At 63.6% G+C, this 26,289-nt stretch carries 26 protein-coding genes; 9 read left to right on the forward strand and 17 right to left on the reverse strand.

The window, feature by feature from the left end:
• Positions 1-30 precede the first annotated feature (30 nt).
• From fliR to LK535_RS07800, 4 genes are all read left to right on the forward strand, one after another.
• Positions 31-804 carry a flagellar biosynthetic protein FliR gene (gene fliR / locus LK535_RS07785; RefSeq protein WP_227771336.1) on the forward strand — a complete coding sequence of 258 codons (774 nt, stop codon included), beginning with the start codon at positions 31-33 and terminating at the stop codon, positions 802-804.
• Entirely contained in the window at positions 797-1,927 is a 1,131-nt protein-coding gene (locus LK535_RS07790) for a flagellar biosynthesis protein FlhB (protein WP_227771337.1), read from the forward strand. The genes fliR and LK535_RS07790 overlap by 8 nt, the downstream gene beginning before the upstream one ends.
• A gap of 105 nt (positions 1,928-2,032) precedes the next feature.
• The gene (gene fliD / locus LK535_RS07795; protein ID WP_227771338.1) at positions 2,033-3,535 is read left to right on the forward strand and encodes a flagellar filament capping protein FliD; all 1,503 of its coding nucleotides are present in this window, start codon (positions 2,033-2,035) and stop codon (positions 3,533-3,535) included.
• Positions 3,535-3,933, forward strand: a complete 399-nt coding sequence (locus LK535_RS07800; RefSeq protein ID WP_227771339.1) for a flagellar protein FliS — start codon at positions 3,535-3,537, stop codon at positions 3,931-3,933. Before fliD ends, LK535_RS07800 begins: the two co-directional genes overlap by 1 nt.
• A 43-nt stretch (positions 3,934-3,976) precedes the next feature.
• Here the strand turns inward: LK535_RS07800 and LK535_RS07805 are convergent, their stop codons facing one another.
• Genes LK535_RS07805 through argH form a run of 5 tightly spaced genes read right to left on the reverse strand, consistent with a single transcriptional unit; the run spans position 3,977 to position 8,599 of the window.
• The gene (locus tag LK535_RS07805; RefSeq protein WP_227771340.1) at positions 3,977-4,927 is read right to left on the reverse strand and encodes a CorA family divalent cation transporter; all 951 of its coding nucleotides are present in this window, start codon (positions 4,925-4,927) and stop codon (positions 3,977-3,979) included.
• Positions 4,924-5,739: a bifunctional precorrin-2 dehydrogenase/sirohydrochlorin ferrochelatase gene (locus LK535_RS07810; protein WP_227771568.1), complete on the reverse strand. Its 816-nt coding sequence runs from the start codon at positions 5,737-5,739 to the stop codon at positions 4,924-4,926. The genes LK535_RS07805 and LK535_RS07810 overlap by 4 nt, the downstream gene beginning before the upstream one ends.
• 2 nt (positions 5,740-5,741) lie before the next feature.
• Positions 5,742-6,998, reverse strand: coding sequence for a diaminopimelate decarboxylase (gene lysA, locus LK535_RS07815; protein ID WP_227771341.1), 1,257 nt, complete (start codon positions 6,996-6,998; stop codon positions 5,742-5,744).
• A gap of 3 nt (positions 6,999-7,001) precedes the next feature.
• Positions 7,002-7,235 carry a hypothetical protein gene (locus tag LK535_RS07820; RefSeq protein ID WP_227771342.1) on the reverse strand — a complete coding sequence of 78 codons (234 nt, stop codon included), beginning with the start codon at positions 7,233-7,235 and terminating at the stop codon, positions 7,002-7,004.
• Entirely contained in the window at positions 7,232-8,599 is a 1,368-nt protein-coding gene (gene argH / locus LK535_RS07825; protein ID WP_227771569.1) for an argininosuccinate lyase, read from the reverse strand. The genes LK535_RS07820 and argH overlap by 4 nt, the downstream gene beginning before the upstream one ends.
• 127 nt (positions 8,600-8,726) lie before the next feature.
• Between argH and LK535_RS07830 the strand changes: the two genes are divergently transcribed.
• Positions 8,727-9,215, forward strand: coding sequence for a TlpA family protein disulfide reductase (locus LK535_RS07830; protein WP_227771343.1), 489 nt, complete (start codon positions 8,727-8,729; stop codon positions 9,213-9,215).
• On the opposite strand, the gene LK535_RS07835 is transcribed toward LK535_RS07830, so the two are convergent.
• Entirely contained in the window at positions 9,212-9,805 is a 594-nt protein-coding gene (locus LK535_RS07835; RefSeq protein ID WP_227771344.1) for a tetratricopeptide repeat protein, read from the reverse strand. The genes LK535_RS07830 and LK535_RS07835 overlap by 4 nt on opposite strands.
• A 131-nt stretch (positions 9,806-9,936) precedes the next feature.
• Positions 9,937-12,447, reverse strand: a complete 2,511-nt coding sequence (locus tag LK535_RS07840) for a TonB-dependent receptor (protein WP_227771345.1) — start codon at positions 12,445-12,447, stop codon at positions 9,937-9,939.
• A 267-nt stretch (positions 12,448-12,714) separates the two neighbouring features.
• On the opposite strand from LK535_RS07840, the gene LK535_RS07845 reads away from it, so the two are divergent.
• Positions 12,715-13,245 carry a response regulator transcription factor gene (locus LK535_RS07845; protein ID WP_227771346.1) on the forward strand — a complete coding sequence of 177 codons (531 nt, stop codon included), beginning with the start codon at positions 12,715-12,717 and terminating at the stop codon, positions 13,243-13,245.
• 97 nt (positions 13,246-13,342) lie between these two features.
• Here the strand turns inward: LK535_RS07845 and LK535_RS07850 are convergent, their stop codons facing one another.
• The 10 genes from LK535_RS07850 to LK535_RS07895 all read right to left on the reverse strand — a co-directional run bounded on the left by LK535_RS07850 (position 13,343) and on the right by LK535_RS07895 (position 23,663).
• Positions 13,343-14,404: a copper resistance protein B gene (locus tag LK535_RS07850; protein WP_227771347.1), complete on the reverse strand. Its 1,062-nt coding sequence runs from the start codon at positions 14,402-14,404 to the stop codon at positions 13,343-13,345.
• Positions 14,401-16,311, reverse strand: coding sequence for a copper resistance system multicopper oxidase (locus LK535_RS07855; protein WP_227771348.1), 1,911 nt, complete (start codon positions 16,309-16,311; stop codon positions 14,401-14,403). The genes LK535_RS07850 and LK535_RS07855 overlap by 4 nt, the downstream gene beginning before the upstream one ends.
• Before the next feature lie 190 nt (positions 16,312-16,501).
• On the reverse strand, positions 16,502-19,009 hold the full coding sequence (locus LK535_RS07860) for a fimbrial biogenesis outer membrane usher protein (RefSeq protein WP_227771349.1): 2,508 nt from the start codon (positions 19,007-19,009) through the stop codon (positions 16,502-16,504).
• On the reverse strand, positions 19,009-19,767 hold the full coding sequence (locus LK535_RS07865; RefSeq protein WP_227771350.1) for a molecular chaperone: 759 nt from the start codon (positions 19,765-19,767) through the stop codon (positions 19,009-19,011). The genes LK535_RS07860 and LK535_RS07865 overlap by 1 nt, the downstream gene beginning before the upstream one ends.
• 101 nt (positions 19,768-19,868) lie before the next feature.
• On the reverse strand, positions 19,869-20,042 hold the full coding sequence (locus tag LK535_RS07870) for a hypothetical protein (protein WP_227771351.1): 174 nt from the start codon (positions 20,040-20,042) through the stop codon (positions 19,869-19,871).
• 52 nt (positions 20,043-20,094) lie between these two features.
• Positions 20,095-20,652 (reverse strand): hypothetical protein, encoded by a 558-nt coding sequence (locus LK535_RS07875; protein ID WP_227771352.1) that lies wholly within the window; start codon positions 20,650-20,652, stop codon positions 20,095-20,097.
• Positions 20,653-20,818: 166 nt separating this feature from the next.
• A complete protein-coding gene (locus tag LK535_RS07880) occupies positions 20,819-21,862 on the reverse strand; it encodes a hypothetical protein (protein WP_227771353.1) in 1,044 nt (347 codons plus the stop codon).
• Positions 21,859-22,212: a hypothetical protein gene (locus tag LK535_RS07885; protein ID WP_227771354.1), complete on the reverse strand. Its 354-nt coding sequence runs from the start codon at positions 22,210-22,212 to the stop codon at positions 21,859-21,861. Before LK535_RS07885 ends, LK535_RS07880 begins: the two co-directional genes overlap by 4 nt.
• Positions 22,213-22,286: 74 nt before the next feature.
• A complete protein-coding gene (locus LK535_RS07890) occupies positions 22,287-22,895 on the reverse strand; it encodes a hypothetical protein (protein ID WP_227771355.1) in 609 nt (202 codons plus the stop codon).
• 138 nt (positions 22,896-23,033) lie between these two features.
• Positions 23,034-23,663: a response regulator gene (locus tag LK535_RS07895; protein WP_227771356.1), complete on the reverse strand. Its 630-nt coding sequence runs from the start codon at positions 23,661-23,663 to the stop codon at positions 23,034-23,036.
• A gap of 129 nt (positions 23,664-23,792) precedes the next feature.
• Here LK535_RS07895 and LK535_RS07900 point away from each other — a divergent pair, with 129 nt between their 5' ends.
• The 3 genes from LK535_RS07900 to LK535_RS07910 are packed head-to-tail and all read left to right on the forward strand — an operon-like array spanning position 23,793 to position 26,210.
• On the forward strand, positions 23,793-25,538 hold the full coding sequence (locus tag LK535_RS07900) for an ATP-binding protein (protein WP_227771357.1): 1,746 nt from the start codon (positions 23,793-23,795) through the stop codon (positions 25,536-25,538).
• A 7-nt stretch (positions 25,539-25,545) separates the two neighbouring features.
• On the forward strand, positions 25,546-25,911 hold the full coding sequence (locus tag LK535_RS07905) for a response regulator (protein WP_227771358.1): 366 nt from the start codon (positions 25,546-25,548) through the stop codon (positions 25,909-25,911).
• Positions 25,908-26,210: an Hpt domain-containing protein gene (locus LK535_RS07910; protein ID WP_227771359.1), complete on the forward strand. Its 303-nt coding sequence runs from the start codon at positions 25,908-25,910 to the stop codon at positions 26,208-26,210. Before LK535_RS07905 ends, LK535_RS07910 begins: the two co-directional genes overlap by 4 nt.
• Positions 26,211-26,289 lie beyond the last annotated feature (79 nt).

Below are 26,289 nucleotides of genomic sequence, written 5' to 3' on the forward strand. Positions count from 1 at the left end.
CGCCGCCGCGTTGGGCGACTGGCCGCCGCTATGCTAGGGTTCGGCCTTTCGATCGAGCCGCAGTTATGGGCCCTGATCTTTGTCATGGTCCGCGTCGGCGCCGCCTTTGTCGCAGCGCCCGTGTTCGGCAACGTGTCCGTTCCGCTTCAGGTGCGCGTCGTGCTGGCCGGAGCGGTCGGCGTGCTGGTGCTTGGCATGCACGATGTCACGCCTCCCCCGCAGGTATTCGCTCTGGCCACCTTCCTCGCCATCGCGGCCGAGGCACTGGTCGGCCTGGCGCTTGGCTTCATTCTCCAGATCGCCTTTGCCGCGCCGCTGATCGCCGGCGAACTTATCGGCGGGTCCATGGGCATCGGCTTTGCCAACATGATCGATCCCAATTCCGGCCGCTCGTCGCCGGCGATCGGCCAGTTCCTGTCGATCCTGCTGACGTTGCTGTTCCTGTCGATCGATGGCCACCTCGTGCTCGTCGACACGGTGGCCCGCAGCTATACGGCGCTGCCACCCGGCGCCGCTTGGCTCGCGCCGGCGCAGCTGCGCGACATCGCGCTGTTCGGCGGCTACGCCTTTTTCGCCGGTCTGCTGCTCGCCCTGCCGGTAGGCTTTCTTTTACTCTGCCTTAATCTGGTGGTCGGTATGATCTCGCGGTCGGCACCGGCGCTGAACCTGTTCTCGATCGGTCTGCCGGCCAGCCTTGCCGTCGGCGTGATCGCGATGGCGGCGGGGTTCCCGGCAATGGGTGATTACATGCTGGTCGTCGTGCGCGAGGGCCTGGAAGCGGCACGGAGCCTGGTACTTGGCTGACGAGTTCGGCGAAAAGACAGAAGCCCCGACACCCAAGCGTCTCAAGGACGCGCGGAAAAAGGGTGACGTTCTCAAATCACGTGAATTCGCGACGGCGCTCGTCGCGCTGGCGGGGGTGGCGTGGCTCGTCTTTTTCGGGCCGTCCCTGGTCGCCGCGTGCAAGGGCGTGATGGCCGAAAGCTTCCAATTCACGCGCGGCGACGTGGAGAATTTTCAGCCGTTTCGCCCGTTGGCCGCCGCCGGGTGGAAGCTGCTGCCGGCCTTCGGGACCCTCTTTGCGATCGTGATGGCGGCCGGCGTGGCCAGCCAGGCCGCGCTCGGCTCGCTTCAGTTCAACGCCGGCCTGCTCGCGCCGAAGGGCAACCGCATCAATCCTGCCTCCGGGCTGAAGCGCATCTTTGGCATGAACGGCTGGATCGAACTCGGCAAATCCTTGCTGAAGGTTGCGCTGCTTGGATCGATTGGCGCGTGGCTGCTGATGAGCACCGCGCGCACCACTTTGGGCCTCGCTCGTGCGAACCTAGGGGCCGCGGTGGATGCCCTCGGCGGCACGCTGACAACGCTGATGATCGTCATGTCGATGGGCTTGGTCGCCATCGCGCTCCTCGATGTGCCGCTCCAGATGTTCCAGCGCATGAAGAAGCTGCGCATGTCCAAGCAGGAGCAGAAGGACGAGCATAAGGAGAGTGAAGGCAACCCGGAGGTGAAGGCGCAGATCCGCTCGCGCCAGCACGCCATGCTGTCCCGCTCCACCCGTCGCGCGGTGGGCGAGGCGCACGTCGTGCTGACCAACCCGACCCATTTTGCCGTCGCGCTGCGCTACGATCGCGGGCGCGATCAAGTGCCGGTGGTGGTCGCAAAGGGACGCGGCGCCACCGCGCTCGCGATCCGCGAAATCGCCGGCGACATGGCGGTGCCGATCCTCGAATATCCGATGCTCGCACGTGCGATCTACTACACCAGCCGCGAGAACCAGGAGGTTCGCGACGATCTCTACATGGCAATCGCAACGGTGCTGGCGTTCGTGTTCAACCTGAACGCGGCGGCGGGCGGCGCGCAGCTGCCACCGATCGAGGTGCCGGTTGGCGCCCGCTTCGACGAAAATGGCGCGGCGCTCCAGTAGAGAGCGGCTACCCCCGATGACGCCTCTCTTCCGAGACATGCCCGCTCACTAGACCAGCCGAACAGCGCTAAAGTTGCGGCTGGTGCGGCCGTTTAAGACGGTGTCATGACGAGCGTCTCCAGCACCTCCGCGCCGAGCGCGACCACAACCAGCGTTACCAAGTCGGCTGCCAGCGCGCTGCTGACCTCGCTCAACACTGGCTCGGGCGTCGACACGGATACACTGGTGACCAGCCTGGTGCAGGCGCAATTCGCGGCCAAAACCGCGGCGCTTACGGCACGGTCGGACAAATTGACGGCGCAGCTTTCCGGTGTTTCCACCCTGAAGAGCGCGATTACGGACTTCACCGCCGCGCTGGATTCGCTGGTGAAAGGCGGGACGTTGCAGTCCCAGCCGATGAGCACCAATGCCTCTGTGCTTACGGCCACGGCAATCTCCGGCGCGAAGCTCACCGGCCTCACCGCCAGCATCCGCGTTGACCGGTTGGCGACCGCACAAACCGCCGTTTCCACGGTTAGTCTGGGCTCCAAGAGCGAAGTGATCGGTTCCGGCACCTTCACGCTCAAGCTCGGTACCGCGACCTACGACGCCAATGGGGCAATGACCGGGCTGACCGGCGTCGATGCCAACGGCGATGATGTTGAAGACACGATCGCCATCGACATCACGGACGGCTCGCTCACCACCATTGCGGCGGCGATCAATGCCAAAAAGGCAGGTGTGACTGCGTCCGTCGTCACTGACGCTGATGGTCGCGCGTTTCTTTCGCTGAAGGGCGAGACGGGCACGGCCAAGGCTTTCACGCTTGAGGCGACCAACGACCCATCCGGAAAGCTCGCGCAGTTCAACGTCGGCCCAAGCGCCACCGACATGAACATCACGGGCAAGGCGGGTAACGCCATTCTGTCGGTGGACGGGATCACGGTCGAGCGTTCGAGCAACAGCGTCAGCGATCTTGTTGAGGGCGTGAAGCTTGATCTGGTCGGAACCTCGGCCGCTCCTGTATCGCTATCCGCCACCACGCCGACGACAGCCCTGACCAATGCGGTCGAGGACTTCGTCTTCACGTTCAACCAGGTATTGAGCGAACTGCAGAAGCAGACCGATCCGATCTCCGGTGATCTGCGCGGCGATTCGGGCGCGCAGAACATGCTGCGCAGCCTCAAGGGGCTGACCATGCGCAATCTGTTGCCGGGCGCAGCGGAAGGGACGCCGCGTACCTTGGCTCAACTTGGCGTGCTGACCAATCGCGACGGCACCCTGTCCGTGAACAACGACACGCTGACGAAGGCGATCGCCAGCAACCCTGGTGCGCTCGAAGCGATGTTCTCCAACTCCACCGACGGTTCCGGCGTCCTCGCCGCGATGAATTCCATCAAGTTGAACGCGACCAGCACGCTTTATGGGCTTGGCGCGTCAACAACGCGCTACAATCAGGCGAAGAGTGATCTGGCGGACCAGCAGGACAAGCTCACGGTCCAGCAGGAAAAGATGACTACCCGCCTGACGCAGCAGTTCGCCTCGATGAACGCCCGCGTGGCTGCCTATAAGTCCACGCAGACCTTCATGGAAAACCAGATCAAGGCCTGGACGAACGGCAACGATTAATGGCGTACGCGTCCGTTTTGTCGCGCGATCCGGCGCAGACCTACCGTCAAATCGATCTGGCCGGCCGCACCGCCAATGCGGACGGTCCGGCGCTGGTGCAGCTTCTTTACGAAGAGCTCTGCCAGGCACTGCGCGTCGCCGCTTGGGCGGCAGAGAACAAGAAGTTCGCAGTAAAAAGCGAGCGCGTGACTCGTGCCACAGCCATCCTGTTCGCGCTGGAAGCCAATCTGGATTTTGAAAGAGGGGGACAGGTTTCTGCCACCTTGGCGCGCGTATATGCGGGAGCGCGCAAGCAGGTGATCGAGGCGAGCCTGGGCCATGAGGGCGCTCCGTTTCGGCAGGTCGCCGAAACCCTGGCGGAGATCGCTGAGGCGTGGCGAATGGCGCGTGCTGCCTGATACCTGACAAGCGGCACGCCCCGCGGCCGGATCGTTCGTCCGGTCAGCGCAACCAATGGCGGGCGACGAACCAGCCTGTCACCGCGACGGAGATGACCGCGCAAAGGCCCACGATCGCGTCGAACGCCCATGGCTCCTCAGCGAGCCACAAGCCCTTCACATTCATGCCGTACAGACCGGTGATGAAGGTGAGTGGCAAGAACACCATGGCGGCGATCGAGATGATGAGGCCGCGCTGATCCAGCTGCTCGGCACGAAGGTCGGTCAACGCCTCATGGATCAGGCTCGCCCGCTCGCGAATAGCTTCCACTTCCTCCGCCATGCGCGCGGCGCGATCCGCTGCGGCCGCCAGGTGAGCGCGGTCGTCCGGGCCAAGCCACTCGCCGGGTAGCGACGCAAGCTTTTCAAGCGCGGCGCGTTGCGGATTGAGGAAGCGGCGATAGTTGATTGCCTCCACTCGTACCCGAGTCACGCTTCGGCGCAGGGCAAATGCCCTGGAGGCATCAAGCTGCTGTTCGCAATCGTCGAGATCATCACCCAGGTCGGCCACGACAGGATCAAGATCGGCCGTGATGGCGCTCGCAAAGGCCGTAATGATGTCGCCGGGGTCATGCACACGGCCGTTTGTGACTTCCTTCTCCACCGCATCGGTCGCGAGGAGGTGCTTTCGCGTGACCGAAATCACGCGGCCCTTCTCGGCCCAGATCCGCACGGAGGCGAGCATGTCCGATGGATCCAGTTCCTCCTCGGTTCGTCCACGCAGGTTAACAAACGCGCCCTCGTCCAGCGCATCGCAGCGGGGGCGGGTTTCCTGTGCGATCAGCGGGTCGACGACATAGTCCGGCAACTTCGCCACTTCCCGGAGCCAGCCCTCGGCATGTTCCGCGGTTGTGGTCAGGTGAACCCACACCATCGCGCTGTTGCCCGACATGGCCTCCTTCACCGGGATCTTCCGGGCGGCGCCATCCCCGATGTGGTAGGCAAAGCCGCTCAAATCATCCTCACGTCGACAGTAAGCCCGGGAAGGTCGCTGGGGGGGCGGTCGCACACGAGACGATCCGCATCAGCACGCGCGCGGTTCAGGATGGCAGGAGGAACGTCTGGTCCGTGGGTCACCCGGTCCGCGTTGGCGAGCAGCCGGGCCTGCCACAGTGTCAGATCGTCGGGATCATCCGAATGGAGCTTCATCGAAACCAAAGTACGATTTGGCTCGGACGCATGTTCCGGTGGAGTGCCGAGCGTATTCGTCGGTTGAAGGGGATCGTAGACCCCGCCAGGCGCCAGCGCCGCGGCAATTGCCCTGCGACGATCCGCAGCCTCTGGATATCGCTTCCGCCAGGCACCACGTGCGGCAAACAGCGCATCGGCCAGCGGGCCTAAGCTTGCCGGGAGCAAGGCCTCCAGGCGCTGGCGGAGTGCCGCCGCCAGCCCGGCCGAGGCTCCTCCGGTCCCGACCGCAACGATGACCGGCGCGCGATCGATGATCGCGGGCAGGGTGAAATCGCAAAGATCAGGTCGATCAACCGCGTTCACCAGAATGCCTCGCGCCTTCAATCGAGCGACCGCCTCGTCATCGTCCACGACAATGGCAAGGGCCGGTGCATGTGAAGCGTCCATTTGCGAAGCAGCGTCTGCCCCTTCACCGTCGTGCACGCCACGATGGTCAGGCCAAACGCTGCCATCCTCGCGGACTACGATTGCACCGGCGCGCTCCAGCAGGCGCCGTTTGGCCTTCGCTGCCTCCCGATCGCCTACCAGGATGACCGCACGCCCTTGCAGCCGTACGAATATTGGCAGGCTGTGCAGGCTCACAGCCAGTCCGGGACTCGCTCTGCGGCGAGGATGGTCTCCGCGGCGATGCGATCGGCAACCACGGCGTAACGATCGCCATCCACCAACACCTCTGGCACCAGTGCACGGGAGTTGTACGTCGAGGCCATCGTCGCGCCATATGCGCCTGCCGTTCGGAAAACCGCGAGGTCACCCGACTTCACGGCATCAATCTCTCGGTCGCGTGCGAAGGTATCACCGGTCTCGCAAACCGGGCCGGCGATGCTCGCGGTCATCCGCTCACCGGTGGGTCGCACCGCGTCGAAATCATGCCAGGCATCGTAAAGGGCAGGCCGCGCGAGATCGTTCATCGCTGCATCAACGATCACGTACGGGGCGGTCACGCCGGGCTTCACCCAGATCACCTCCGTCAGCAGCACCCCGGCGTTGCCTGCAATGACGCGGCCCGGTTCGAACATCAACGTGACGTCCCAATCTTTGGTCACCCGCGCCACCATCGCCCCGAAGTCGGCGGGATCAGGTGGTACGTCGCCTGCCTTGTAAGTGACACCCAGGCCGCCGCCGAGATCGACATGAGTGATCGTATGTCCAGCCGCGCGCAGTTCGGCCACGAAGGCGCCGATGCGGGTATAGGCCGCCTCGAGCGGTGACAGGTCCAGCAGCTGGCTGCCGATGTGAATGGCAACTCCCCGCAGGTCCAGGCCATCCAGCCCGGCGAGACGGGCAAAGATCCCGGCCGCCTCGTCGATGGGAACACCGAACTTGTTCTCGCGCTTTCCGGTCGAGATCTTTGCGTGCGTGCCGGCATCGACATCCGGATTCACGCGCAGCACGGCGCGGGCCTTGGTTCCTCGTGCCGCAGCAAGCTGAGCCAGTACCACGCCTTCTTCTTCCAGCTCGATGTTGAACTGGCCGATCCCTGCCTCGATCCCCTTGATGAGTTCTGCACGGGTTTTGCCGACACCGGAAAAGACGATGTCCTCGGCCGGCATGCCGGCAGCAAGCGCTCGCGCCATTTCTCCGCCCGACACAACGTCCGCGCCATAGCCCTCGCGGGCGAGCACATTCAGCACGGCGATGTTCGGGTTGGCTTTGATTGCATAGGCAAGATGTACCCGGCCGGCCTGTTTCAGCCCGTCGCGGAACACGCGTGCGTTACGCCGCAGCGTATTCGCCGAGTAAACATAGACGGGCGTTCCCACTTCCGCCGCAATGCGGGACAGCGGAACGGCTTCGCAGTGAAGCTCTCCATCAACGAGCGAAAAGTGATCCATCGATTACCTTGGCGGGAGGTCAAATTCATCGCTACGCCGCTCCTCGGAGTTGCGTAGCAATTCATCGCTGCGGCCTGGCCTAGCTTGCGGCTGTGGCTCGAGCAGGTCTGCGGGAGTAGGGGTGGCGGTCGCGCCATAGGGAGCGACGGGCAACTGCTGTCCTTCCGCCGGCTTGAGGCCGCGAGCAGCGCCGCAGCCGGCCAGCAGCGTTGCCAGCATGAGGGCAGCAACCTTCATGAAAGCGCCTCCCGCGCTTGTTGGATAGCCGCACGGACATTGTCCGGCGCTGTGCCGCCGAAGCTGGTGCGACTGGCCACCGAGGCATCGACCGAAAGAACGTTGAAGACCCGGGAGTCGATCCGGCTGTCGATGGCGACCAGATCCTCGATCGGCAGCTCATCCAGACGGACACCCAGCGCCTCGGCGCGAGCAACGGCACGACCCGTGATGTGATGGGCCTCCCGGAAGGGCACGCCTGCTTCACGCACCAGCCAATCGGCGAGATCAGTGGCCGTGGCATAGCCGCTCTCGGCCAATGCCCGCATCCGATCGGTCCGGAAGGTCGCGCTCTCCACCATGCCAGTCATCGCGGCTAGGCACAGTCCGAGCAGGTCGTGGCACTCGAACACCGGCGGCTTGTCGTCCTGCATGTCCTTTGAATAGGCAAGGGGAAGCCCCTTCATCGTCACCATCAGGCTGACGAGGCACCCGGTGATGCGGCCGGCGTGGCCGCGCACCAGTTCCGCCGCGTCAGGATTGCGCTTCTGCGGCATGATCGAGCTACCGGTCGACCATTGATCGCTCAGGCTCACAAAGCCGAACGGCTGCGACGCCCACAACACGAACTCTTCCGCCAGCCGCGACAGGTGAAGAGCGCATTGTGCCGCGCAGGTGAGATATTCGATCGCAAAGTCACGGTCAGACACCGCATCCAGCGAGTTGCGGGTCGGCCCGTCAAAGCCGAGGGCGGCTGCCGTAGCGTGGCGGTCGACCGGGAACCCAGTACCTGCGAGCGCAGCAGAGCCAAGCGGGCAAAGGTTCATTCGTACTCGAGCATCGGAAAACCGGCCGACGTCGCGCCGAGCCATTTCGAGATACGCCATCAGATGGTGGCCCAGCGTCACAGGCTGGGCGGACTGAAGATGGGTGAAGCCGGGCATCACGCTGGCCGCATGTTCTTCGGCCCGCTTGAGAAGCGCTTGCTGAAAAGCGGCGAGAGCGGCCAGGGTCTCGTCAATCGCGTCACGCACCCAGAGCCGGAAGTCGGTCGCGACCTGGTCGTTGCGGCTGCGGGCAGTGTGAAGGCGTCCCGCCGCGGGCCCAATGGCGTCGGCAAGCCGCGCCTCGGTCTGCATGTGGATGTCTTCGAGCGCCAAGTCTTCGGCGACGCCTTCCGCCTCATAATGAGCGGCGACCTGTTCCAGGCCTTTTGATATGGAGGCTGCGTCAGACGCTTCGACAATGCCCTGTTGAGCCAGCATGCGGACATGCGCCTGGCTGCCGCGGATGTCCTGTCGCCACATCCGCTTGTCGAAGGGGATGGAGGCATTTATCTCGCGCATTACCGCGGCCGGACCTTCCGCAAACCGGCCGCCCCACATCTGGTTGGAATCGCTCATGCCATCGCGCTCGGGAACTGTCTTTCTCCTCGGGACCGCCCTGGCGGCCGCGGCTTGCGATAGGCAAACGCCTGCCCCGGAGCAAGCAAACGTCGCTGCATCCGACGCGATGACATCGGATGAAGTTGCCCCAAGCAAGGCACAGCCCGCGGCAGCGGCCGGAACCGTCGACCGTTCACACAAGGGGGAAGCCGCACCCGCCGTTTCCTTTTTCGACCCCGCAGGCAAGAAGATCAGCCTTGCTGACTTTCGCGGTGAGCCTGTGCTGTTGAACCTGTGGGCGACCTGGTGCGCGCCCTGCATCAAAGAAATGCCCAGCCTTGACGTGGCGGCGGCAGCTATGCGCGGGAAAGTGCGCGTCATCGCGGTGAGCCAGGACATGGAGCGCGAGAAGGTCGCCCCGTTCTTTGCCGAGCGCCAACTGAAGAACCTGGATCCCTATGTTGATCCGGATCTGGGGCTCAGCCTGACTTACAAGGTGAACCTTCCTACGACCATCATGCTGGGTGCCGATGGCCGCGAACTGTGGCGGGTGAGCGGCGCCATGGATTGGGCCGGGCCAGAGGCCAAGGCGCTCATGGATGAGGCGACTGCCTAATGCTTCGTTCTGTCGCTCGGCTGCTCCAGCGACGGCGCCTGTGCCAGTTGGGGCCAGGAGCTGGCGGACAGCCAGGCGCGCGCCTTATGCAGGAACGCCGGCGTAGCCGACTCTGCGCAGCGCTGTAGCCAGTAGGCGGCGTCCTCAGCCCGGTTCTCGGTCATCAGCATGCGGGCATGATTAAAAGCGCCGCGAAAGTCGCCGCCTTCTGCCGCTCGGGCGTAGCAATCAGCGGCAGTCACCATGTCGCGCGCCACGACCCAGCCGTCTTCATAGAAGCTGCCGACGTAATTGATCGCTTTTGCGTTGCCGAGCGCGCTGGCCTTTCTGAACCAGGCAAGCGCCGCCGCTTTATCCTCAGCCACACCCTCACCCAGCGTGAGAGCGGTGGCGAAATTGTACATGCCCCAGTCAAGGCCACGTTCTGCGGCGATGCGGAAGCATTCGGCGGCGCGCTTCTTGTCCACCGTGACGCCCCAGCCCTGATCGTAGCAGCGTCCCACCATGTTCAGGGCCATCAGGTGCCCCTGCGCCGCCGCCTTGTTGAACCAGGCGAAGCCTTCTTTTGCTTTGCCGTCGTCAAGGAGCATCTGAGCCCAGACGGCCTGAGCCTCGGCAATGCCCTGTTCGGCGCCGGCACGTATGATGGATGCCCGTTCCCGCGCCCCACCGGACAGGCGGGCGCGTACTTGGTCCGGGGTAAGCTCGCTAACTCGGTCGGTCAGAACTTCAGTCCCAGCGTGGCAAATGCCGATCGACCGGGCGCGATCGAGGCATAATGAGCAGTGAAGGCTTGTGGGAAGTAGGTTTCGTTGGTGAGATTTTGCACGTTTACGCTGAGATCGAAGTGCTCGTTGATCGCGTACCCAAGCCGGGCATCGAAGCGCCAATAGGCGGGAACGGTTAGGATCCGCACGCGGGTCGCGGGGTTCACCGTGACATTGCCGGCTGCGTCCTGCGTGGCGCTGCGGTTATCCGAATAGCCGCCGAACACGCGACCCATGTAGAAGGCGCCCGCGCCCACGGAGAGGCCATCAAGCGGCGTGGCATTCGCCCACAGCGTGAAGCTGTCCTTTGCTGTCTGGGGCGCCTGTCGGCCGTTGCTGACCGACGGAACAAGCACCGGACGCGCGGGCTGCAACGTTGCGCCGTTGGCGATGACAGCGGGCGCCGTCAGCGCAGTAAAGCCGGCGTCGACGATCTTCGGGTCAAGGTGAGTGTAGCCGCCGAAGATCGAGAGCCACGGCGTGACATTGCCGTTGAAGCTGAACTCAATGCCGCGGATCCGACGCTCACCAATGAATTGCACGGTGTTGTCTGGACCAGTGACGCGGGCGTTTGACGTGTCGGTCTGAAAAGCGGCGAGCGAAAGCGCCAGCTGCGCGTCGAACAGTTCCGCCTTTGCGCCCACTTCGTAAGACTTCGTCTTCTCGACCTTGAGGCTGTCGAGGAGCGCGATGTTTGCCGGCGTTGCGGTGGTCGGGATCGCGTTCGGCTCTTGTCCTTCGCCAAGCAGGCTGTTCGGCGGGGTCGCTGCCGTCGCATAGCTTGCGTAAAGCGACGTGTTTCGGCTGGGCTTGAACACCAGCCCGGCCTGCCAGTTGAACAGCTTGTCGTTGCGCGTGAAGCTGATGGAGTCTGTCGCGGTGGCGGCTTGACCAGGCCTCAGCTTCGACGTGAAATCATCATAGCGGGCGCCAAGATTGAGGATCAATTCCGGTATCAACGTAATCGAATCGAAGGCGTAAACGGAAATGGTCCGGGCGTTGTTCTGAGTTTCCGTGGCCAGCGCGTTCTTCAAGATCGGGGCGACAACTGTCGAGGCGTCGCTCGCATAATTGATCCAGGGATCGTTCGGGTTGGGATCGAACAAGCTGGTGCAATAGAAGCGGGCGACGGCGGCTGGCGTGCAGCGAGGCGAGACACTGGAGCCGTTCGAGACGGCATAGGTTCCGCGACGGGCTTTTTCCCAGCTGAGTTCAACCCCCGCCGCGATGCTGTGCTTGATGGCGCCAGTGTCAAAGGCGCCGAACAGGTCAGTCTGGTTGGTCAGGCCCTCGGCATAGCCATAACGGGTGTTGCTCCGCCTCCAGACCAAGCCGCCGGAGGTCGCCGGTGATCCAGGGTTGGTGCCGAACACATTTCCTTGCTGATCATCCGGTTGAGTGAAGATGTAATTCTGTTCGTTGTGGCTGAACCGAGACGTATTGCGCAGAGTGAGCCCGCCGAAATCGTGTTCGACACGCATGCTCGCCTGATGGGTATAAGCATCACGAAAGTCGCGGCTTTTCACCCCATAGAAAGCGTCGCGATCAACTTTTCCGGTGACCCCTGCGATCGTGGTGACGCGGCCAATCGCCGGCTCCACATAAATCTCTCCCGTCCCGGGGAGATTGCTCGCCGAATAGAGATAAGGAATGCCGGAATCGGGCAATTCGTGGCTTTCCAGATAATAATAGGACGCCGTCAGCCGAGTGTCGCTGCTCAGGCCAATGGTGATCGAGGGCGCCACGCCCCATCGGCGTGCCCAAATTGCATCGCGTCCGGCAAAATCCTGGTCATGCCACATCGCTGACACGCGAACGCCGATGCCGTCGCCCAGGTATCGGTTAACGTCGAGCGCGGCATGCTTGTAATCTGCGCTGCCCAAGCTGGCACTTGCCCGTACGAAGTTGGTGGCCTGGGGCGACTTGGTGATGATGTTGATCGATCCGCCGGCGCTGCCGCGGCCGCCAAGGGCCGAATCCGAACCTCGCACTACCTGAACTTGCTCTACGGCAAAGGTGTCCCTGCTCTGTGCGGCAAGATCCCGAACGCCATCGACGAACGTCGATCCCTGGCTGTCGAAGCCACGGATGAACGGACGATCGCCCACCGGATTGCCGCCTTCTGCCGCGCCGAAGGTGATCCCGGGAACGGTGCGCAATGCTTCAGCCAGCGTGGTGGAACCGGTCTGCTCAATAACGTCCTTTGGTAGTACGACCACCGAACGGGGCGTGTTGACCAGCGGGGCCAAGGCTTTCGGTCCCTGAAACTCGCTGCGCTGCCGTTGGCCGTTGACCAGAATGTCGCCAGGAGCGGAGGCGTCACCTTCGGGCGTTCGATCTTGAGCGTTTGTCGGCGTGGCGGGAGCATCCGCGCTTGTTGCTTCGGCCGAGTGGGCGGTGGCGATGAAGCCGATGCAGGATAGCGCAAGAAATGACGCGCTCTTCTGCGCCAACGACGTTTTCATGTGACCCCCAATCATATCGCGCATGCCGCTAATGCGAACCATTATGAGAGTCAAATTTGTGAGTGGTTCGCGATTGCGCAGTTCCTCCGAGTTCGGCGGGGCGGCGGCCTGTCGCCCTAGACCCGCCGCCGCCGTCGGACTGTCGCGCGGCAAACGAGCGGTCGTCTATTGAAGGCTATCATCCGGTGGGCTTCGCGTAGCTCGCCATGGACCTGTACGCTGCCCTCGTCCTAAGGTGCGGTAAAACAACAGCAGGAGTGCAGATTCATGGAGCCGCGAAGTGTCGTGATCCTTGAGGACAATTCTGCTGTTGCCATGGTCCTTAAGGAAGGATTCGACGCACGCGGGTATAACGTGGCTGTTGCCGCAAACCCGGAAGAGCTGGAGTCGGTTCTTGAGGCGCGAGTGCCGGAATGCGCCGTCGTCGACCTTAAGCTAGGCAGCGTTTCCGGGCTTCCGTGCGTACAACGGCTGCGCGAATGCAGCGACGCCATGTCGATCGTGGTGCTGACGGGTTTTGCGAGCCTGGCTACCGCCATCGAAGCGATAAAGCTGGGAGCGTGCCATTATCTCGTGAAGCCTTCCTCGATCGAGGAAATCGAGGCGGCATTCGGCAAGCTGGACGGGGATCCAGACGTGCCGCTGGCTGATCGCGCCGCCTCCCTCAAGACTCATGAATGGGAACTCATTCAGGGCACCTTGAGTGATGTTGGTTTCAACATCTCGGAAGCAGCTAGGCGGCTGGGCATGCATCGACGGACGCTGGCCCGAAAGCTCGAGAAACGGCCACTAATATAGGGTGCAGCTTTTCGTCTTTAGGCGAGCCGATCGTGCTTCTGCCGTCACTACCGCTCGTATGATGTAGATAGGCTGCTGACAGCAGAGAGGTGTTTGCTCAGAACCACGCACGCACGCCCGCAACGAAGCTGAGGCCGCCGGTTCTGTCTCCGCTGGCCCGAGAGAAGCGGGCCGTCCGGCCGAACTCCCTTTCCCAGGAGACGCCGACATAGGGGGCTAGTTCTCGAACGATTTCGTAGCGCAGGCGCAGGCCCACTTCGGCGTCGGTCAAGCCTGAGCCGATCCGGTTGCGCGGCACATCTTGAGCGGCAAGGTTCACCTCGGCCCGCGGCTGGAGGATCAAGCGTTGCGTGATCCGCTGGTCGTAATAGCCCTCCAATCGTCCGAGCACATCGCCCTTGTTTGACAGGAACACAGCGCCTTCCACGTCGAACCAATAAGGGGCAAGCCCTTCAAAGCCGACGGTAATATAGGTGCGGTCGGGACCGGGTACGAAATCCTGGCGAATGCCAGCCTGAAGGTTGAAATATGGACCGACCGCTCGGCTGTAGAGGGCCTGAACTTCGCCTGCCGCCTTCTCGCGGAAGGTGTCTTCGCCTTCCGTCTTGACGGTGAGGCGATTGAGGTCGCCGCCGTACCAGAACTCGCCGTCCCAATGGTAGCTTTCGGCCCCTCCGCGGACCTGAACCTCGGCAAGATTCAGCATGGTCTGGGAGAAAGACATTCCGCCATGTTCGGTGCGCATGGTCTCGCGTGCGGCGAGCATCGCGGCCCGACCCCAGACGCGATCGGCATATTTTGCGTCGGGAGCGGCCGGTGCTTGGGCGTTTCCGGCCGCGAGAGCCGTGCCGCTGGCCTCTTCAGAAACAGCAGATGGCGGGTCGACCCGTTGAGGCGAACAATGCCCCATTGCCGCATGTTCCGGCGGGCACGTCGCACTGGTTGCAGCACCGGACACCCCCGACGGATGAGCATGGACGGCGTCAGGAGTGGTCGGGGAGGGGTGATGCGCCGGCGCCTTGTCCGGAGCATGTTCAGACATCTGGGTTTCGGCGTCCCCCGCCGAGGCCGACGTGGGGCGATGCTGTGAATGGTCCATCGCTTGCGGCGCGGTGCCGATGCCCCACATGGTCGCGGCGGCGAGAAGGTGCGAAATCATGCCGCAGCTCCCTCGCGGGGCCGGACCGAGACGACCTGCATCATGCCCGCATGCATGTGGTAGAGCATGTGGCAATGGAAGGCCCAATCACCGACGGCGTCTGTGGTCACGTCGAAGGTGGCGGTGCCGCCAGGCTGAACCTGGATCGTGTGCTTGCGCGGAGCAAAGTCTCCGTGACCCGTCACCAGTTCGAAGAAATGCCCGTGCAGGTGGATCGGGTGCCCCATCATCGTGTCGTTCACGAGCGTGATCCGTACTCGTTCGTCCTTCAGGAACGGGATGGGCTTTTTCACTTCGCTGAGCTTCTCGCCATCGAACGCCCACATGTAGCGTTCCATGTTGCCGGTCAGATGAATGCGCAGCGCCCGGTCGGGCGCGCGAACATCGGGGTTCCGTTCCACGGCCTTCAGATCGGTGTAGACCAGCACCCGGTGGCTGACATCGTCGAGGCCTTGGCCGCGGTCGCCCATCCGATCCACCGGCATGGGCGAAATCGTTTGTACCGCCGCAGTTTTTCTCACCTCGGGCGCCGCGGAGAAGTCGCGCATCGAATGGTTCATCGCACCCGAGCCGTGGCTCGTGCCCGCGTGCTGGGTTGGGGTGCCGCTGGCGTTACCATGCTCCGCAGGCGTGGCAGGCGAGCAGTGCCCCATCGCGGCATGCTCCGCCGGGCAGGAGGGATCGACGGCCGGGCTGGGGGTGGCCGCGCCATGCTCCGCGCCGTGCATGTCACCTCCGGTTTTGGCACCGTGGCTCGCATGGTTCATCGACCCATGGGCGCCGTGGGCCGTTCCGCCCATGCCCATGTCTTTCATGTCCGCGAGCGGGCGGCGGCGCAGCGGAGGAACGGCGGCGGACATGCCTTCGCGTGGCGCCAAAGTAGCGCGCGCCATTCCTGATCGATCGACGCTCTCGCCAACGATCGTGTACGCACGATCGTCGCTTGGCTGCACGATCACGTCGTACGTCTCGGCAACGGCGATCTGCATCTCATCAACCGTTACTGGCTGAACAGGGAGGCCGTCCGCCTGAACGACGGTGAGCTTCAAGCCCGGAATGCGAACGTTGAAGGTCGTCATTGCGGATGCATTGATAAGCCGCAGGCGAATACGCTCACCCGGGCGGAAAAGCCCGGTCCAATTGTCCCGCGGGCCGTAGCCATTGACGAGGTAGGTATAGGTGCTGCCCGTTACGTCCGCGACATCAGTCGGGTCCATCCGCATGGCCCCCCACTGGCGCCGTTCTTTCGCCGGCTGATCCTCGCCCCTGAGCAGGCCACTCAGCGTCTGCTTCTGAAAGTTGAAATAGCCACCTTGTTGCTTGAGCTTCTTGAAGATGACGTGAGGGTGCAGCGGGCTATGATCGGACAGAACGATGACGTGCTCCCGGTCGGACTGAACCGAATCAGCACCACCCGGATCGATCACGATCGGCCCGTAGTGACCGAGTTGTTCCTGAAGCCCGGAGTGGCTGTGATACCAATAGGTCCCGGACTGTACGATCGGGAACTCGTAGGTGAAGGTCGAGCGCGGCTTGATGCCGGGGAAGCTGACGCCAGGCACGCCATCCATGTGGAACGGCAGGATGAGGCCATGCCAGTGAATGGAGCTGTCCTCGTCCAACGTATTCTCGACGTGCAGTCGGACATTCTGCCCCTCACGCAAACGGATCAGAGGCGCCGGGATGGTGCCGTTGATCCCGATCCCATGACTCTCGCGACCATCGATCACCATTTTCTGATGAGCGATACGCAAGGTGATCTCCTCACCCGATACAGTCGGAAGAGGCTTGGAGATGCCGGCGGAAACCGGCTGTGCCCATGCCGGCATGTAGGCGGACAGGGCGAGACCGCTGCCCACCAGTCCGGCGCCGCGTAGCAACTGGCGGCGATCGAGAACGCTCGACATTCTAGCTCCTTGGATCCGACCGCTACGGACCGTGATCTGTACTTCGCGGCTTCGATACCGCCCCTTAACGGGAGTCCCTGCCAGCCATAAGCCCCGTTTGCGGCTGGCAAGCCCGCTGGCGAGGTGCGCGAGTTGCGCGCCGGCCACCTGCTGTGTCCATCTGCATCAATGATGAGAGCAAGCACACGACTTATTGCGGCGATGGTCCTTCCGGACGCGCTGACCGCGTGTCACCCAGCGCCAGCGTGCCCTCGCTCTTTTCGGGAAGGTCGATGGTGAACGACGTCTTGTCCGCGTCGTTCATGGTGATCCGCCACTTGCCGGGCGCGAGACCAGTCGCGCCGAAGCGACCATCAGCATTGGTGAAGAGCATGACCGGTTCGCGTTCAGGGTGCGCCACTTCCGTCGCTGAGCCGGAGACCAGGCGGATCGGCTCCCCGCCGGCACTCAACAAGCGTCCGACGACACTGATGTTATAGTCCGACCCCACACGCAGGCGATAACCGGCACGGTAGGGAGGCAACAGCCGGAACGAGCCTTCGCCCAACTCGGCGCTAAGCGGAGCGTCGGGGGCGGTGACGTAGATGGTACGCTCGGCATAGCTGCCGATGCTGGGCTGCATGGCAGTTCCGAGCGCGCCGGTGCTTGCTGCCGAAGACGCACCGCTGGGATCGATCAGCACATCAGCCCCGCGGAGGGAGGGGTGCGCCTCGACGATCGCGAACGCGTCCTGCACAGGGCGCCCGATCGTGAACGCGCCATCCGCGGCGGCGATTGCCGTGCCGAAGCGCAATGACGTGCGTTGACCTAGCGAGCGCCCGAGGTCCCGTTCGAACGTGCCATAGTGGCTGAAGCCGAGCTCCGCGCGATTGCCGAAATAGGTGGCGTTGACCAGCGCACCCGCGCCAATGTCGCTGCGTTCCAGCTCCGCGCTCAGATTATAGGCACCAGTCCCGGATCCGCCGTAGCTTTGATAGGCGAGCCGCGCCCGGTTGAAGCGACTGTCGTAGTCGGTGCGCAGGTTGGAACGGGCGCTCAGGCGATAGGTGAGCGACAGGAACACCGCGACCCGTTGACCACGCGCGTCCCGTTCGTAGCTGGCGTCGCCAGTGAAGTTCAGCAAGGGATTGACCCGCCAGCCCAGGGTGCCACGCAGGCTGCGTACGTCGGGCTCCCCATCGCGGCCTCGCGAGTAGCGGGCGTCGGCACCGGCATAGACGGTTTCGCTGAGTGCGCTGGTATAGCCGATGCCGGCGATCAGATCATAAGGGTTGAAGGGGCGACGCGTTCCGATCGGTCCGAAGGCTCGGCTCCGTGCTTCAAGGGAGAACGACAGCGCGTCGGCGCGACCGCTGGCGCGTGCGATGGTACGCTGAAAGCTGACGATGCCAGCCCAGCCGTTGCCATAGCCCTTGATGCGGGATGCCGAGCCGAAACCCGCCAATGAGCCGAATGGCGTGGCGATCACCGCTTCTCCGCCAGCCATCCAGCCGTAGCGATCACCCTGAGCATTGACGCCCAGCGTCAAACGATCCCCCAGGCCGCGCCGGTAGAAGCCGGTAATCGCCGGATTGTCGCTGTAAATTGGGCCACGGCGGCCGGGCGTGGTGAGAACGCCGGCGTACAGCCCAAACTCGCTCAGCCCGCTGGCCAGTTGCGCCTGGTCAAGGAAGATGTCGAAGTTCAGCGTTTCGGTTTGTCCGGCATCATCGGTGACGATCAGCTGAACATCGTTTGAGCCTTGAGTGAAGGGAAAGTCCTTCAGGTCGTAGGAGCCTGGGTCGAGTTCCAGTCGACGAACGAACTGATCGTTGACCCGCACCTCCACCATGGACCTGCGATCGACGCGAAAGCTGCGGTTGCCGCGCGGGCGGATGATGGTTTGAGGCTCGAGCAAGGAATAGAGCCGCGACACGGAGAAGCCGGCGATTTCCGGGGCGGACTGAAAGCCCCGCGAGAGCGTTAGCAGATCGCCTGCTGACCAGCGGGCGAGATTCGCCCGGTCGTCATAGACCAGGCGCGACCCGCGACGCTGAAATGAGGGGCCAGCCCCGCCAGGTTGCCAGTTGGCCTCCGCCTCGAGCACCAGATCGCCCAGGCGCGTTGCACCATCCAGGTAGAAGAGTGGTGCCGCAAAGCCAGAGCCTTCGCCCTGCTGGATCCAATCAAATGATCCGCGCACGTTGAGGTACCCGCTGAGCCGCGCCGGTGCGACATAGCTGATGCCTGTGCGTGGCTGATCACCCGCGAGGGTCAAGGCAGTCGAACCGCGACTGGCGGCGGCGACCGTCATCTCCATTTCCAGCGACTGCGGATTATAGCGAAGCGCGATGCCGGCGGCGTCCAGCTCCGTCTTGCCGATGCGCCCTCTGCCGGAAAGTGCATCGCGCAGCCCCGCCAACAGCTCTGGGCGCAGCCGACCTTCAAGGAGCGAGAGCAGGCGCTGAGCAGAAAAGCTCGCCCGACCGCCAGGATCGAGCGTCACCGTCACGTCGCCGAGCAGTTGCTCGCCGTCGAGCAACGGCACCGTGAGCACCACCGGCCGCGCGGTCGGATTGATCTCGTTCCCGGCAGGCCCGGGCTCGATCACGACGGTACCGCCGACTACCTGTTCGTCACCCGGCGAGGCGGTTCCCTGATCTTGCGCCGGCGCCGTAGCGACGAGGATAGAAGTTGCCGCAAGGGCAACGGTGTTCATCACGCGTCGGGCGTGAAGCGCGCCGTGATCCGCCCATCCGCACTCGGCAAGCGCAGCGGCAGCGTGATCCGGCGAACTTGGCCGCCGCCAACCAGGCCATAGCCGATGGTCTGCTGCATCTGTGCGCCCGCCATCTGCTGGCGGAAGATCTCGCGCCCGCTGGCGTCTGTCTGAACGATCTCGATCCGGCCACGGGAAAGGTAGCCATGTGCGCCGGTCGCATTGGTGACCGTGATCACCGGCACCGGTGCGCCGCTTTCGTCGCGGCCGACCTCCGTAGCGGTGACCGACAATTGCGGGCGCACGTTCTGCGGAGACACGCTGACGAGGACCTGGAAATTGTAAAGAAGCTGAATATTCGAGCTGCTCTCAGGAAGCTGCACGGGCAATTGCGCCACCGTGACAAAGGAATGGCGGCTGTTCGTAACGGCGGGATCGCCGACATATTGCACGCGGAAATTCTGGCGCTGACCCGGCTGAATCACGGCCTGCGGCGGGAAGATCGCGAGTTCACCGCTGTCGCGCCCGGTGCCACGGACGCCGTCAGGCGTAAGTTCCAGCCCTTCCATGCGCAACTCGACGGGCAGCGGCCGATCAAAGGTGTTCTCCACCGTGATGACCTGGCTCATGCCCCGGCCGGAGGTGGTGAGATCCAGCACCACCGGCTGCACCGTCATGGCATGTAGCGCGGTGGCAAAGCCGATCATGGCGAGGAGGCAAGCGAGACCGGCGAGGAGCCGCTTCGGCAGAGATTTCACGCGATCAGCCTTCTACTGGGGCAGGGGAGACCATGATTCTCTGCCCCAAGCCCTAACGCAATGTTTACGCATCCCGGCCCCGGGAGCGCCCTGGGGCCTGATCAGTTCGGGAGTATAACGGAGACGGGCTCGGCTTGATCCGCCTTGAACGACCGGGCCGCCATCGCTTCATATTCATTGGCGAGGAACAGCAGGTCCTCGCGCTCGCACGGTCCGGCCGATGCTGCTCTGGCGCGAAGTTTCATGGCAAGATCGAGGAGCTGGTGCGCGGACATATTCTTCTCATGCTGCGGCGAGGCGGATGGCCCGCCTCGCCGGTCCGATGCCTCAGGCAGTCGGCGAAACCACGATCTCGACGCTGCCCTGATAGGTGCCGGCCTCCAGGATGGCCGCTGCGTCGGTGGTAAGGCCGCTGCCGATCCGCAGCGAGATGTTGTCGGCGGTGGCGGCGATCCGGTCGCCCAGGTTGCCCACGGTGGCACCAGCGCTCAGCGACTCATCCGCGATCACTGCAGAGCTGCCCTGGGCGGTCTTTGCGGTCACCGACGCGGTGTAGTGAACCGTGTTGGTGTAGCCGGCCGGCGAATTCTGCGCTGCGGCGTTCACCAGCGGACGGGCGTTTACCGCAACCTTCGGATTGGCGCCGTTGCAGCGTACGGTGAAGTTCCGGGTCAGGCCACCACTGTTCGCGGAGAAGGCAGCGTCGACGGTGCCGTCGGACTTGGCAAGTTCGCCCAGCGTGATGTTGCCGGTCAGCGGCGTGACCGCGGCGCACTTCGCTGCGACGGTGCCGGAAACATCTACGGTGCCGCTCGCCTGTGCGAAGGCGGGAGCCGAAGCCAGGGCGGAAACAGCCATCAGGACGGAGAGAGCGGTCTTCTTCATGTCAGGTCCTTCGTGGTTCGCCGTGATCGGCGGCGTTGTCTCGATGACCTGCATATGCCCCGGCGGCGGGCTGCCCGACATTTACCCGGTGGCGAAAAGGAAGCTAACCAGAGGTGCGATCCCGTATATCCGAAGTTAGTGCCGACGCTGCGTTATGACCGCAGCATCAAAGGCCCGAACAGGACTGCGCGCTGGAGGCGGAGACAACGGGCGAGAAGGTGATGCTGATGGTGTCCGCGTAACTGGGCGAGGGTGTCTTGCTTGCACCCCCCTCCGTCAGCGTGGCGCGGATCGGCAGCACAGCGCCCGCGCCTGCGACACCTGCGCGGGCGCAGGTGCGGGTACCGAGGGAGGCGTTGGAGGTGATATCCTGCCCCAGAAAACGCACCCGATAGCCGATCGTCTGGTTTGCATCGGCTAGGTTGCCCCCGGGATAGGTGAGGCGAAAGTTGTTCTGTGACCGCACCTGCACCTGGAACGGCCCGGAACTGCGCACCCGCAGCGCGTTGGAGGCGGTGGTGGTGTATCGATCAGGAGCAGCCAGTACGGTCTGGGTAGTCGCCTCGCCGATCTCGCCGAAATCGAGCGCGGCGCCAGCATAGGAAGCCTGCAAGGCGCTGACGGTGTTGACGTTCAACCGCACCGCTCCTGCGAGTCGGACGGGAACCGGTACGCTGAGCATCCCGCCAGCGCCTGAGCAGATGTAGAGGATGTCGAGATTGATCGGCTCGCCGGCGCTGAGGTCCGTACCCGGCGGCACGGTGACGCGCAGGTTCAGTGGGGCGGAGAGATCAGTGGCGAAGATGCCACCGAATTCATAGCGGATCTCGCCAGCAGCGCCGGCGCCATTATCGTTGGACGTAAGCGCGCGCGGCCGCCCGGCCGTGGAGCCCTCCGGATAGAGGACGCGGAAGCCCTGATAGGTAATGTCGAGGGCGGGCGTACCCGCCGGCGCCACCAGCACCAGACTGACCTCGTCGGTGCGACCGGTCAGCAGGCCGCGGTTCCGACGCAGGATCAGCGGAATCGTTGCCTGGGACAGCCCGGACGAGGAGAACGGATCATAGCTGATCGTGGTTGGGGCGGTTGCGTCACCCGTGACGCCGCACAGCGGAGAAATCTGGGTCTGAGCCTCTGCCGAAGAAGCCAGTGCAGTGGCCGCGAACGCGCCAACCAGAGCGAGCGGGACGGCATAGGTCGTCAGCTTCATACCGTCGGTGATACGACGATCGCTACTCCTTCGCGAGCGGTTTGGCCGGATACCGGAACCGCGCCTGGCACCGCGCGAGCCGCCGGCTTCGCTACACTGATCGTCAGCGCCATCGCTCCCTGGCTGCAGCGCGCCGCCGCTGGCCCGTCGATCATCCAGTGTCCCGCCTGCTGCCTGACCCGGCCTGCCGCGGGCACGGCGGCCCAGCAACGCGGGGCGACATAGCCCGAGATTCCGATGCGATTGCCGGCCTGCGCCAGGGCAGGGGCATGATAAAGGGTAGAAAAGATGACAACTGCCGCCGCTGTCCAGCCTTCGGGCAAATGGAACCTGGCAGAAGGATCGGACACGGGCGACATAACGCATCGACCATGCGGCCTGATCCGTAAACAAGCGCTCGCTGTTAATCATTAATGCCATGGGATTACGGTGCAATACTTACCGTGACGGTCAGCGTGTCGGCGTAGCGGCCCGCGACCAGGGGCGCTGCGCCGGTATAAGCGGGCGCGCTGACGCGCAGATAGGAACCGTTGGCCCGCGTGGAAGCCGCCGGCAGACGCAAGCCGTTGCTCTGGCTGGCGGTGCCGGCAAACGTGCAGCCGCCTGCCGTGCCGAGCTTGTCTGCGGCACAAGCCGCCTCGGCAGTGGCGCCGTTGTCCCCGACCATGCGCAGCGCTACCTGATAAGGGGCGGTCACGGCATAACCTGGTGCCGACGCGCCATCCGCGAGCAGCCCGCCGTTGCGTGAGCTCACCGCGATGCGCGAGGCAACCGTGCAGTTCAGAGAAATGCCGAAATCGCGCGAGAAACCTGTCTGATCGAAATCGGTCTGGCTTAGCGCGCCGCTGGGAGCGCCGCCGGTGGCGAAGCCGCAGCGGCCACTGACCGAAGCTTTCACATCGATGTTCACTGCGACGCTGTTCACCGCGCCTTGGCCCGGGGCGTAGGCGGTGACCTGCGCATGTGCGCCAACAGCGGCAGTGCCAAGCACTACCCCCATCACCGCCATTGCCAAGGTCTTCAGAAACCGCATCTTCCGCCGTCACAGCCCGCAGACTGATGTCCGCTTCACTGTTGGTCAGATGCGGCGACGCGGGGTGCGAGACCATTCATCGCCCGGCGAGAATGCTGCTAACCCTCGGCGCACATACCTATGTCTTTGGATATAGGCTCAGTCGCCCTGGTCCTTGCCGAGCAGGATGAGTTCGGTGCGGCTGCGCACGTTTACCTTGTCGAAGATCTTGTGCAGGTGCACCTTAACCGTGCCCTCGGTCAGGCCGAGTTCGGCCGCCACTTCCTTGTTGCGCAGCCCGCGCTGCACGAGCGCCGCAATGGCTCGTTCGCGATCGCTGAGCCCCTGGAGCGGGTCGCGCTTCGCTGCGGTCGGCGACTGAACAAGCTCCATCGCCCGCTGCAATGTTTCCTGATCGAACCACCGCCGCCCCTGCGCCACCGCCTCTAGGCAGAGCAGCAGGTCACGGGGCGCATTGGCCTTGATCACCAAGCCATTGACGCCAAGCTGCATTGCCTCCTGCACGCGGGCATCCTTGATACTGCCGGTCAGCAGCACGACAGGCCGTTGGTCACCACGGCTGCGCAATGTCCGCAGCACATCAAGACCGCTGCGTTCCGGCATTTCGACGTCCAGTACCAGCAGGTCCGGCCGGGCCGCCGCAAGCTTGTCCATCGCTTCCACGCCGGTGCTGGCCGTCACAACGACCTGGAAGTTGGAGTTGGCGAGCAGGACCTCGATGCCTGCGAGCGTAAGCGGATCGTCTTCCGCAACGAGAACCCTTGCCATGGATCAATTATAACCGATCTCGTTAGCGAAATCTTAACACTGGTCGCCGGAGGCAGGGCGCTCGCCGCATTGTCAGCACATCCGGGGCCGGCTCTGCTACCAAAGTCGCGAGTTGCGAGTTGAGGAGCGATGCGAAGGTCAGCCTTGTTCCGCAACTTCGCGCCGCTTCAGATCCTGCTTGTCGCGGTAGCGGCTTGCGTACCGCTCCTGCTGCTCGGATCGAACTGGCTGCTCCAGCGCGAGTTCGACGAAAACCGCGCGCTACGCAACGCGACCAGCGCCACGTTCGAGACGCGATACACTCTCGAACAGCTTCTGAAACTCCATCTTGATCTGGAAACTGCAGAGCGCGGCTTCATCATCTCGCGTAATCCGGCATTTCTTGCGCCGTACAATGAAGCGGAAGGGCGGATCTCGGCCGTTCTGGAGCAACTGGGCTCAACGCGCGAGCTCAAGGAAGAGGAGCCGCTATACCGGCGGCTGGTCGTCGAATCCCGGAACAAGCGGGCGTTTGCCGGGCAGATGGTCACGCTGATCAAGGAGGGACGGGACGACGAGGCGCGACGGGCGGTCGCGTCCGGCCAAGGCAAGCTGTTCATGGACAGGATCCGTGCATTGGTCGCCCAAATCGATACGTTGAGGCAAGAGCAGCTGCGCGCGCGGCTGGAAGCATCGGAACGCGACAGCCGGCATCTCCGTCGCACGACGATTGGCCTTCATACCGCCGTGCTGTTCCTCCTGTTCATCGCAGCGTTGCTCGGGATGCGCATCAATTCGGCCCGCACCGTCGCGCTTAGCCGGATGCGTGAGTCAAACGAGCGCCAAAGCGCGATCTTCGACAGCGCCGACGATGGCATGATGCTGCTCGATGCGTCGGGACGCATTCGCAGCTTGAATCCGGCGGTAACAAAGATGTTCGGATATGCTGAGGACGACATGCGCGGGCGGGCCGTCGGCATGTTGTTCAAGGAAGCGCCGCGGGAGGAGGACGTTGCTGCATTCCTCCGCACGCTTGCGCTTGATCCAACCCGGTCACGCCTGCGCCATGTGCGCGAGTTTGAAGGCGAGACGAGCGCGGGAACTCACTTCCCGGTCGAGGTCGCGCTCAGCACCGTTCCGGGCGAGACGCAGCGCAGCTTTCTGGCAGTTATCCGCGACATCACGAAGCGGAAGCAAGTGGAGCAGATGAAAAGCGAGTTCGTGTCGGTGGTCAGCCACGAACTGCGGACTCCGTTGACATCAATTGCCGGATCGTTGGGGCTGCTGGCCGGCGGCGCCGCTGGCGAGTTGCCGGAAAGGGCGCGCAAGCTGATTGGTATTGCTCAGGCGAACAGCGCGAGGCTGGTCCGTTTGATCAATGACATTCTCGATATCGAGAAGATCGAAGCGGGCAAAATGACGTTCGACATCAAGCCGGTGCCGCTGGCTTCGCTGCTGGAGCAATGTGCCCAGGGGAATGCGGGCTTTGCGGCAGAATATGGCGTGCAGATCGTCGTGGAACCTGTTGCGGCGGGAGTGGCGGTCATGGCCGATGAGGATCGTCTGATCCAGGTAATCACCAATCTGCTCTCCAACGCCATCAAGTTTTCGCCGGAGGGAGAAGCGGTACGGATCACAGTGGTTCCCGGAGAGCTGGCTCACCGGATCAGTGTGGCCGGTCTTGGCCCTGGAATACCCGATCCGTTCCGAAGCCGTATCTTCCAGAAGTTCGCGCAGGCCGATGCGTCGGACACGCGGCAGAAGGGCGGCACTGGCCTCGGCCTGAGTATCGTCGCGGAAATCGTGTCGCGGTTGAAAGGTGAGGTGAGCTTCGACAGCGTAGCTGGCGAAGGGGCAACCTTTCACGTCGATCTTCCTGCCGCTCCGCAACAGTAGGACTCCCATGCCCCGCATTCTCTATGTCGATGATGACGACGATATTCGGCAGATCGCCGAGATGTCGCTGGAACTGGATCCCGATCTGGAGGTCCGGCTGTGCTCAAGTGGCGCCGAGGCCATTGACGCGGTGGCCAGCTGGACGCCTGATCTGGTGCTGCTCGACGTGATGATGCCCGGAATGGATGGACCCGAAACGCTGGCACGATTGCGCGCTGAAGCATCCAGTGCCGCCATCCCTATCGTGTTCATCACGGCTCGCTTCCAGGAAAAGGAGGTCGAGCGGCTGAAGGCGCTTGGGGCTGCAGGCGTGATCGCCAAGCCATTCGATCCTATGACGCTGGCGACGCAAGCGCGAGCATATCTGTCGTGAACGAACCGACCGATCTGACGGAGCGGATGCGTCCGCTTCGGGCGCGGTTCCTCAAGCGCTTGAGTGAGGATCGAGAAGCGCTTCTCGTCGCGCATGCGGGGGCGGATGCGGCTGCCCTGCACGCGATCTGCCATCGCCTGGCGGGGAATGCGGGCTTGTTCGGCTTCACTGAACTTGGCGGGGCAGCGCGTCGGGTTGAGGACGCCATTGTCAATGATCAGGAGCCCGACCTTCGCGACCGTTTGATCGATCAATTGCTGGAAATGCTGACAGCGACAGTTCAGGACCCCGAACCGTGATCACATCGTGTCACGGCTCCGGAAGCGCTCCCCGCCGCGTGACTTTAGTGCCCAGGATATAACAGCGGAGCCAGAGACG

The sequence above is a fragment of the Sphingomonas sp. IC4-52 genome, assembly GCF_020707225.1.
Classification (GTDB): domain Bacteria; phylum Pseudomonadota; class Alphaproteobacteria; order Sphingomonadales; family Sphingomonadaceae; genus Sphingomonas.

Excerpts from the sequence above, each read along its gene's own strand:
- fliR (WP_227771336.1), top strand. The coding sequence starts at position 31 with ATGCTAGGGTTCGGCCTTTCGATCGAGCCGCAGTTATGGGCCCTGATC.
- fliD (WP_227771338.1), top strand. The coding sequence starts at position 2,033 with ATGACGAGCGTCTCCAGCACCTCCGCGCCGAGCGCGACCACAACCAGC.
- LK535_RS07800 (WP_227771339.1), top strand. The coding sequence starts at position 3,535 with ATGGCGTACGCGTCCGTTTTGTCGCGCGATCCGGCGCAGACCTACCGT.
- lysA (WP_227771341.1), bottom strand. The coding sequence starts at position 6,998 with ATGGATCACTTTTCGCTCGTTGATGGAGAGCTTCACTGCGAAGCCGTT.
- LK535_RS07820 (WP_227771342.1), bottom strand. The coding sequence starts at position 7,235 with ATGAAGGTTGCTGCCCTCATGCTGGCAACGCTGCTGGCCGGCTGCGGC.
- argH (WP_227771569.1), bottom strand. The coding sequence starts at position 8,599 with ATGTGGGGCGGCCGGTTTGCGGAAGGTCCGGCCGCGGTAATGCGCGAG.
- LK535_RS07830 (WP_227771343.1), top strand. The coding sequence starts at position 8,727 with ATGACATCGGATGAAGTTGCCCCAAGCAAGGCACAGCCCGCGGCAGCG.
- LK535_RS07835 (WP_227771344.1), bottom strand. The coding sequence starts at position 9,805 with ATGCTCCTTGACGACGGCAAAGCAAAAGAAGGCTTCGCCTGGTTCAAC.
- LK535_RS07840 (WP_227771345.1), bottom strand. The coding sequence starts at position 12,447 with ATGAAAACGTCGTTGGCGCAGAAGAGCGCGTCATTTCTTGCGCTATCC.
- LK535_RS07845 (WP_227771346.1), top strand. The coding sequence starts at position 12,715 with ATGGAGCCGCGAAGTGTCGTGATCCTTGAGGACAATTCTGCTGTTGCC.
- LK535_RS07850 (WP_227771347.1), bottom strand. The coding sequence starts at position 14,404 with ATGATTTCGCACCTTCTCGCCGCCGCGACCATGTGGGGCATCGGCACC.
- LK535_RS07855 (WP_227771348.1), bottom strand. The coding sequence starts at position 16,311 with ATGTCGAGCGTTCTCGATCGCCGCCAGTTGCTACGCGGCGCCGGACTG.
- LK535_RS07860 (WP_227771349.1), bottom strand. The coding sequence starts at position 19,009 with ATGAACACCGTTGCCCTTGCGGCAACTTCTATCCTCGTCGCTACGGCG.
- LK535_RS07870 (WP_227771351.1), bottom strand. The coding sequence starts at position 20,042 with ATGTCCGCGCACCAGCTCCTCGATCTTGCCATGAAACTTCGCGCCAGA.
- LK535_RS07875 (WP_227771352.1), bottom strand. The coding sequence starts at position 20,652 with ATGAAGAAGACCGCTCTCTCCGTCCTGATGGCTGTTTCCGCCCTGGCT.
- LK535_RS07880 (WP_227771353.1), bottom strand. The coding sequence starts at position 21,862 with ATGAAGCTGACGACCTATGCCGTCCCGCTCGCTCTGGTTGGCGCGTTC.
- LK535_RS07890 (WP_227771355.1), bottom strand. The coding sequence starts at position 22,895 with ATGCGGTTTCTGAAGACCTTGGCAATGGCGGTGATGGGGGTAGTGCTT.
- LK535_RS07895 (WP_227771356.1), bottom strand. The coding sequence starts at position 23,663 with ATGGCAAGGGTTCTCGTTGCGGAAGACGATCCGCTTACGCTCGCAGGC.
- LK535_RS07900 (WP_227771357.1), top strand. The coding sequence starts at position 23,793 with ATGCGAAGGTCAGCCTTGTTCCGCAACTTCGCGCCGCTTCAGATCCTG.
- LK535_RS07905 (WP_227771358.1), top strand. The coding sequence starts at position 25,546 with ATGCCCCGCATTCTCTATGTCGATGATGACGACGATATTCGGCAGATC.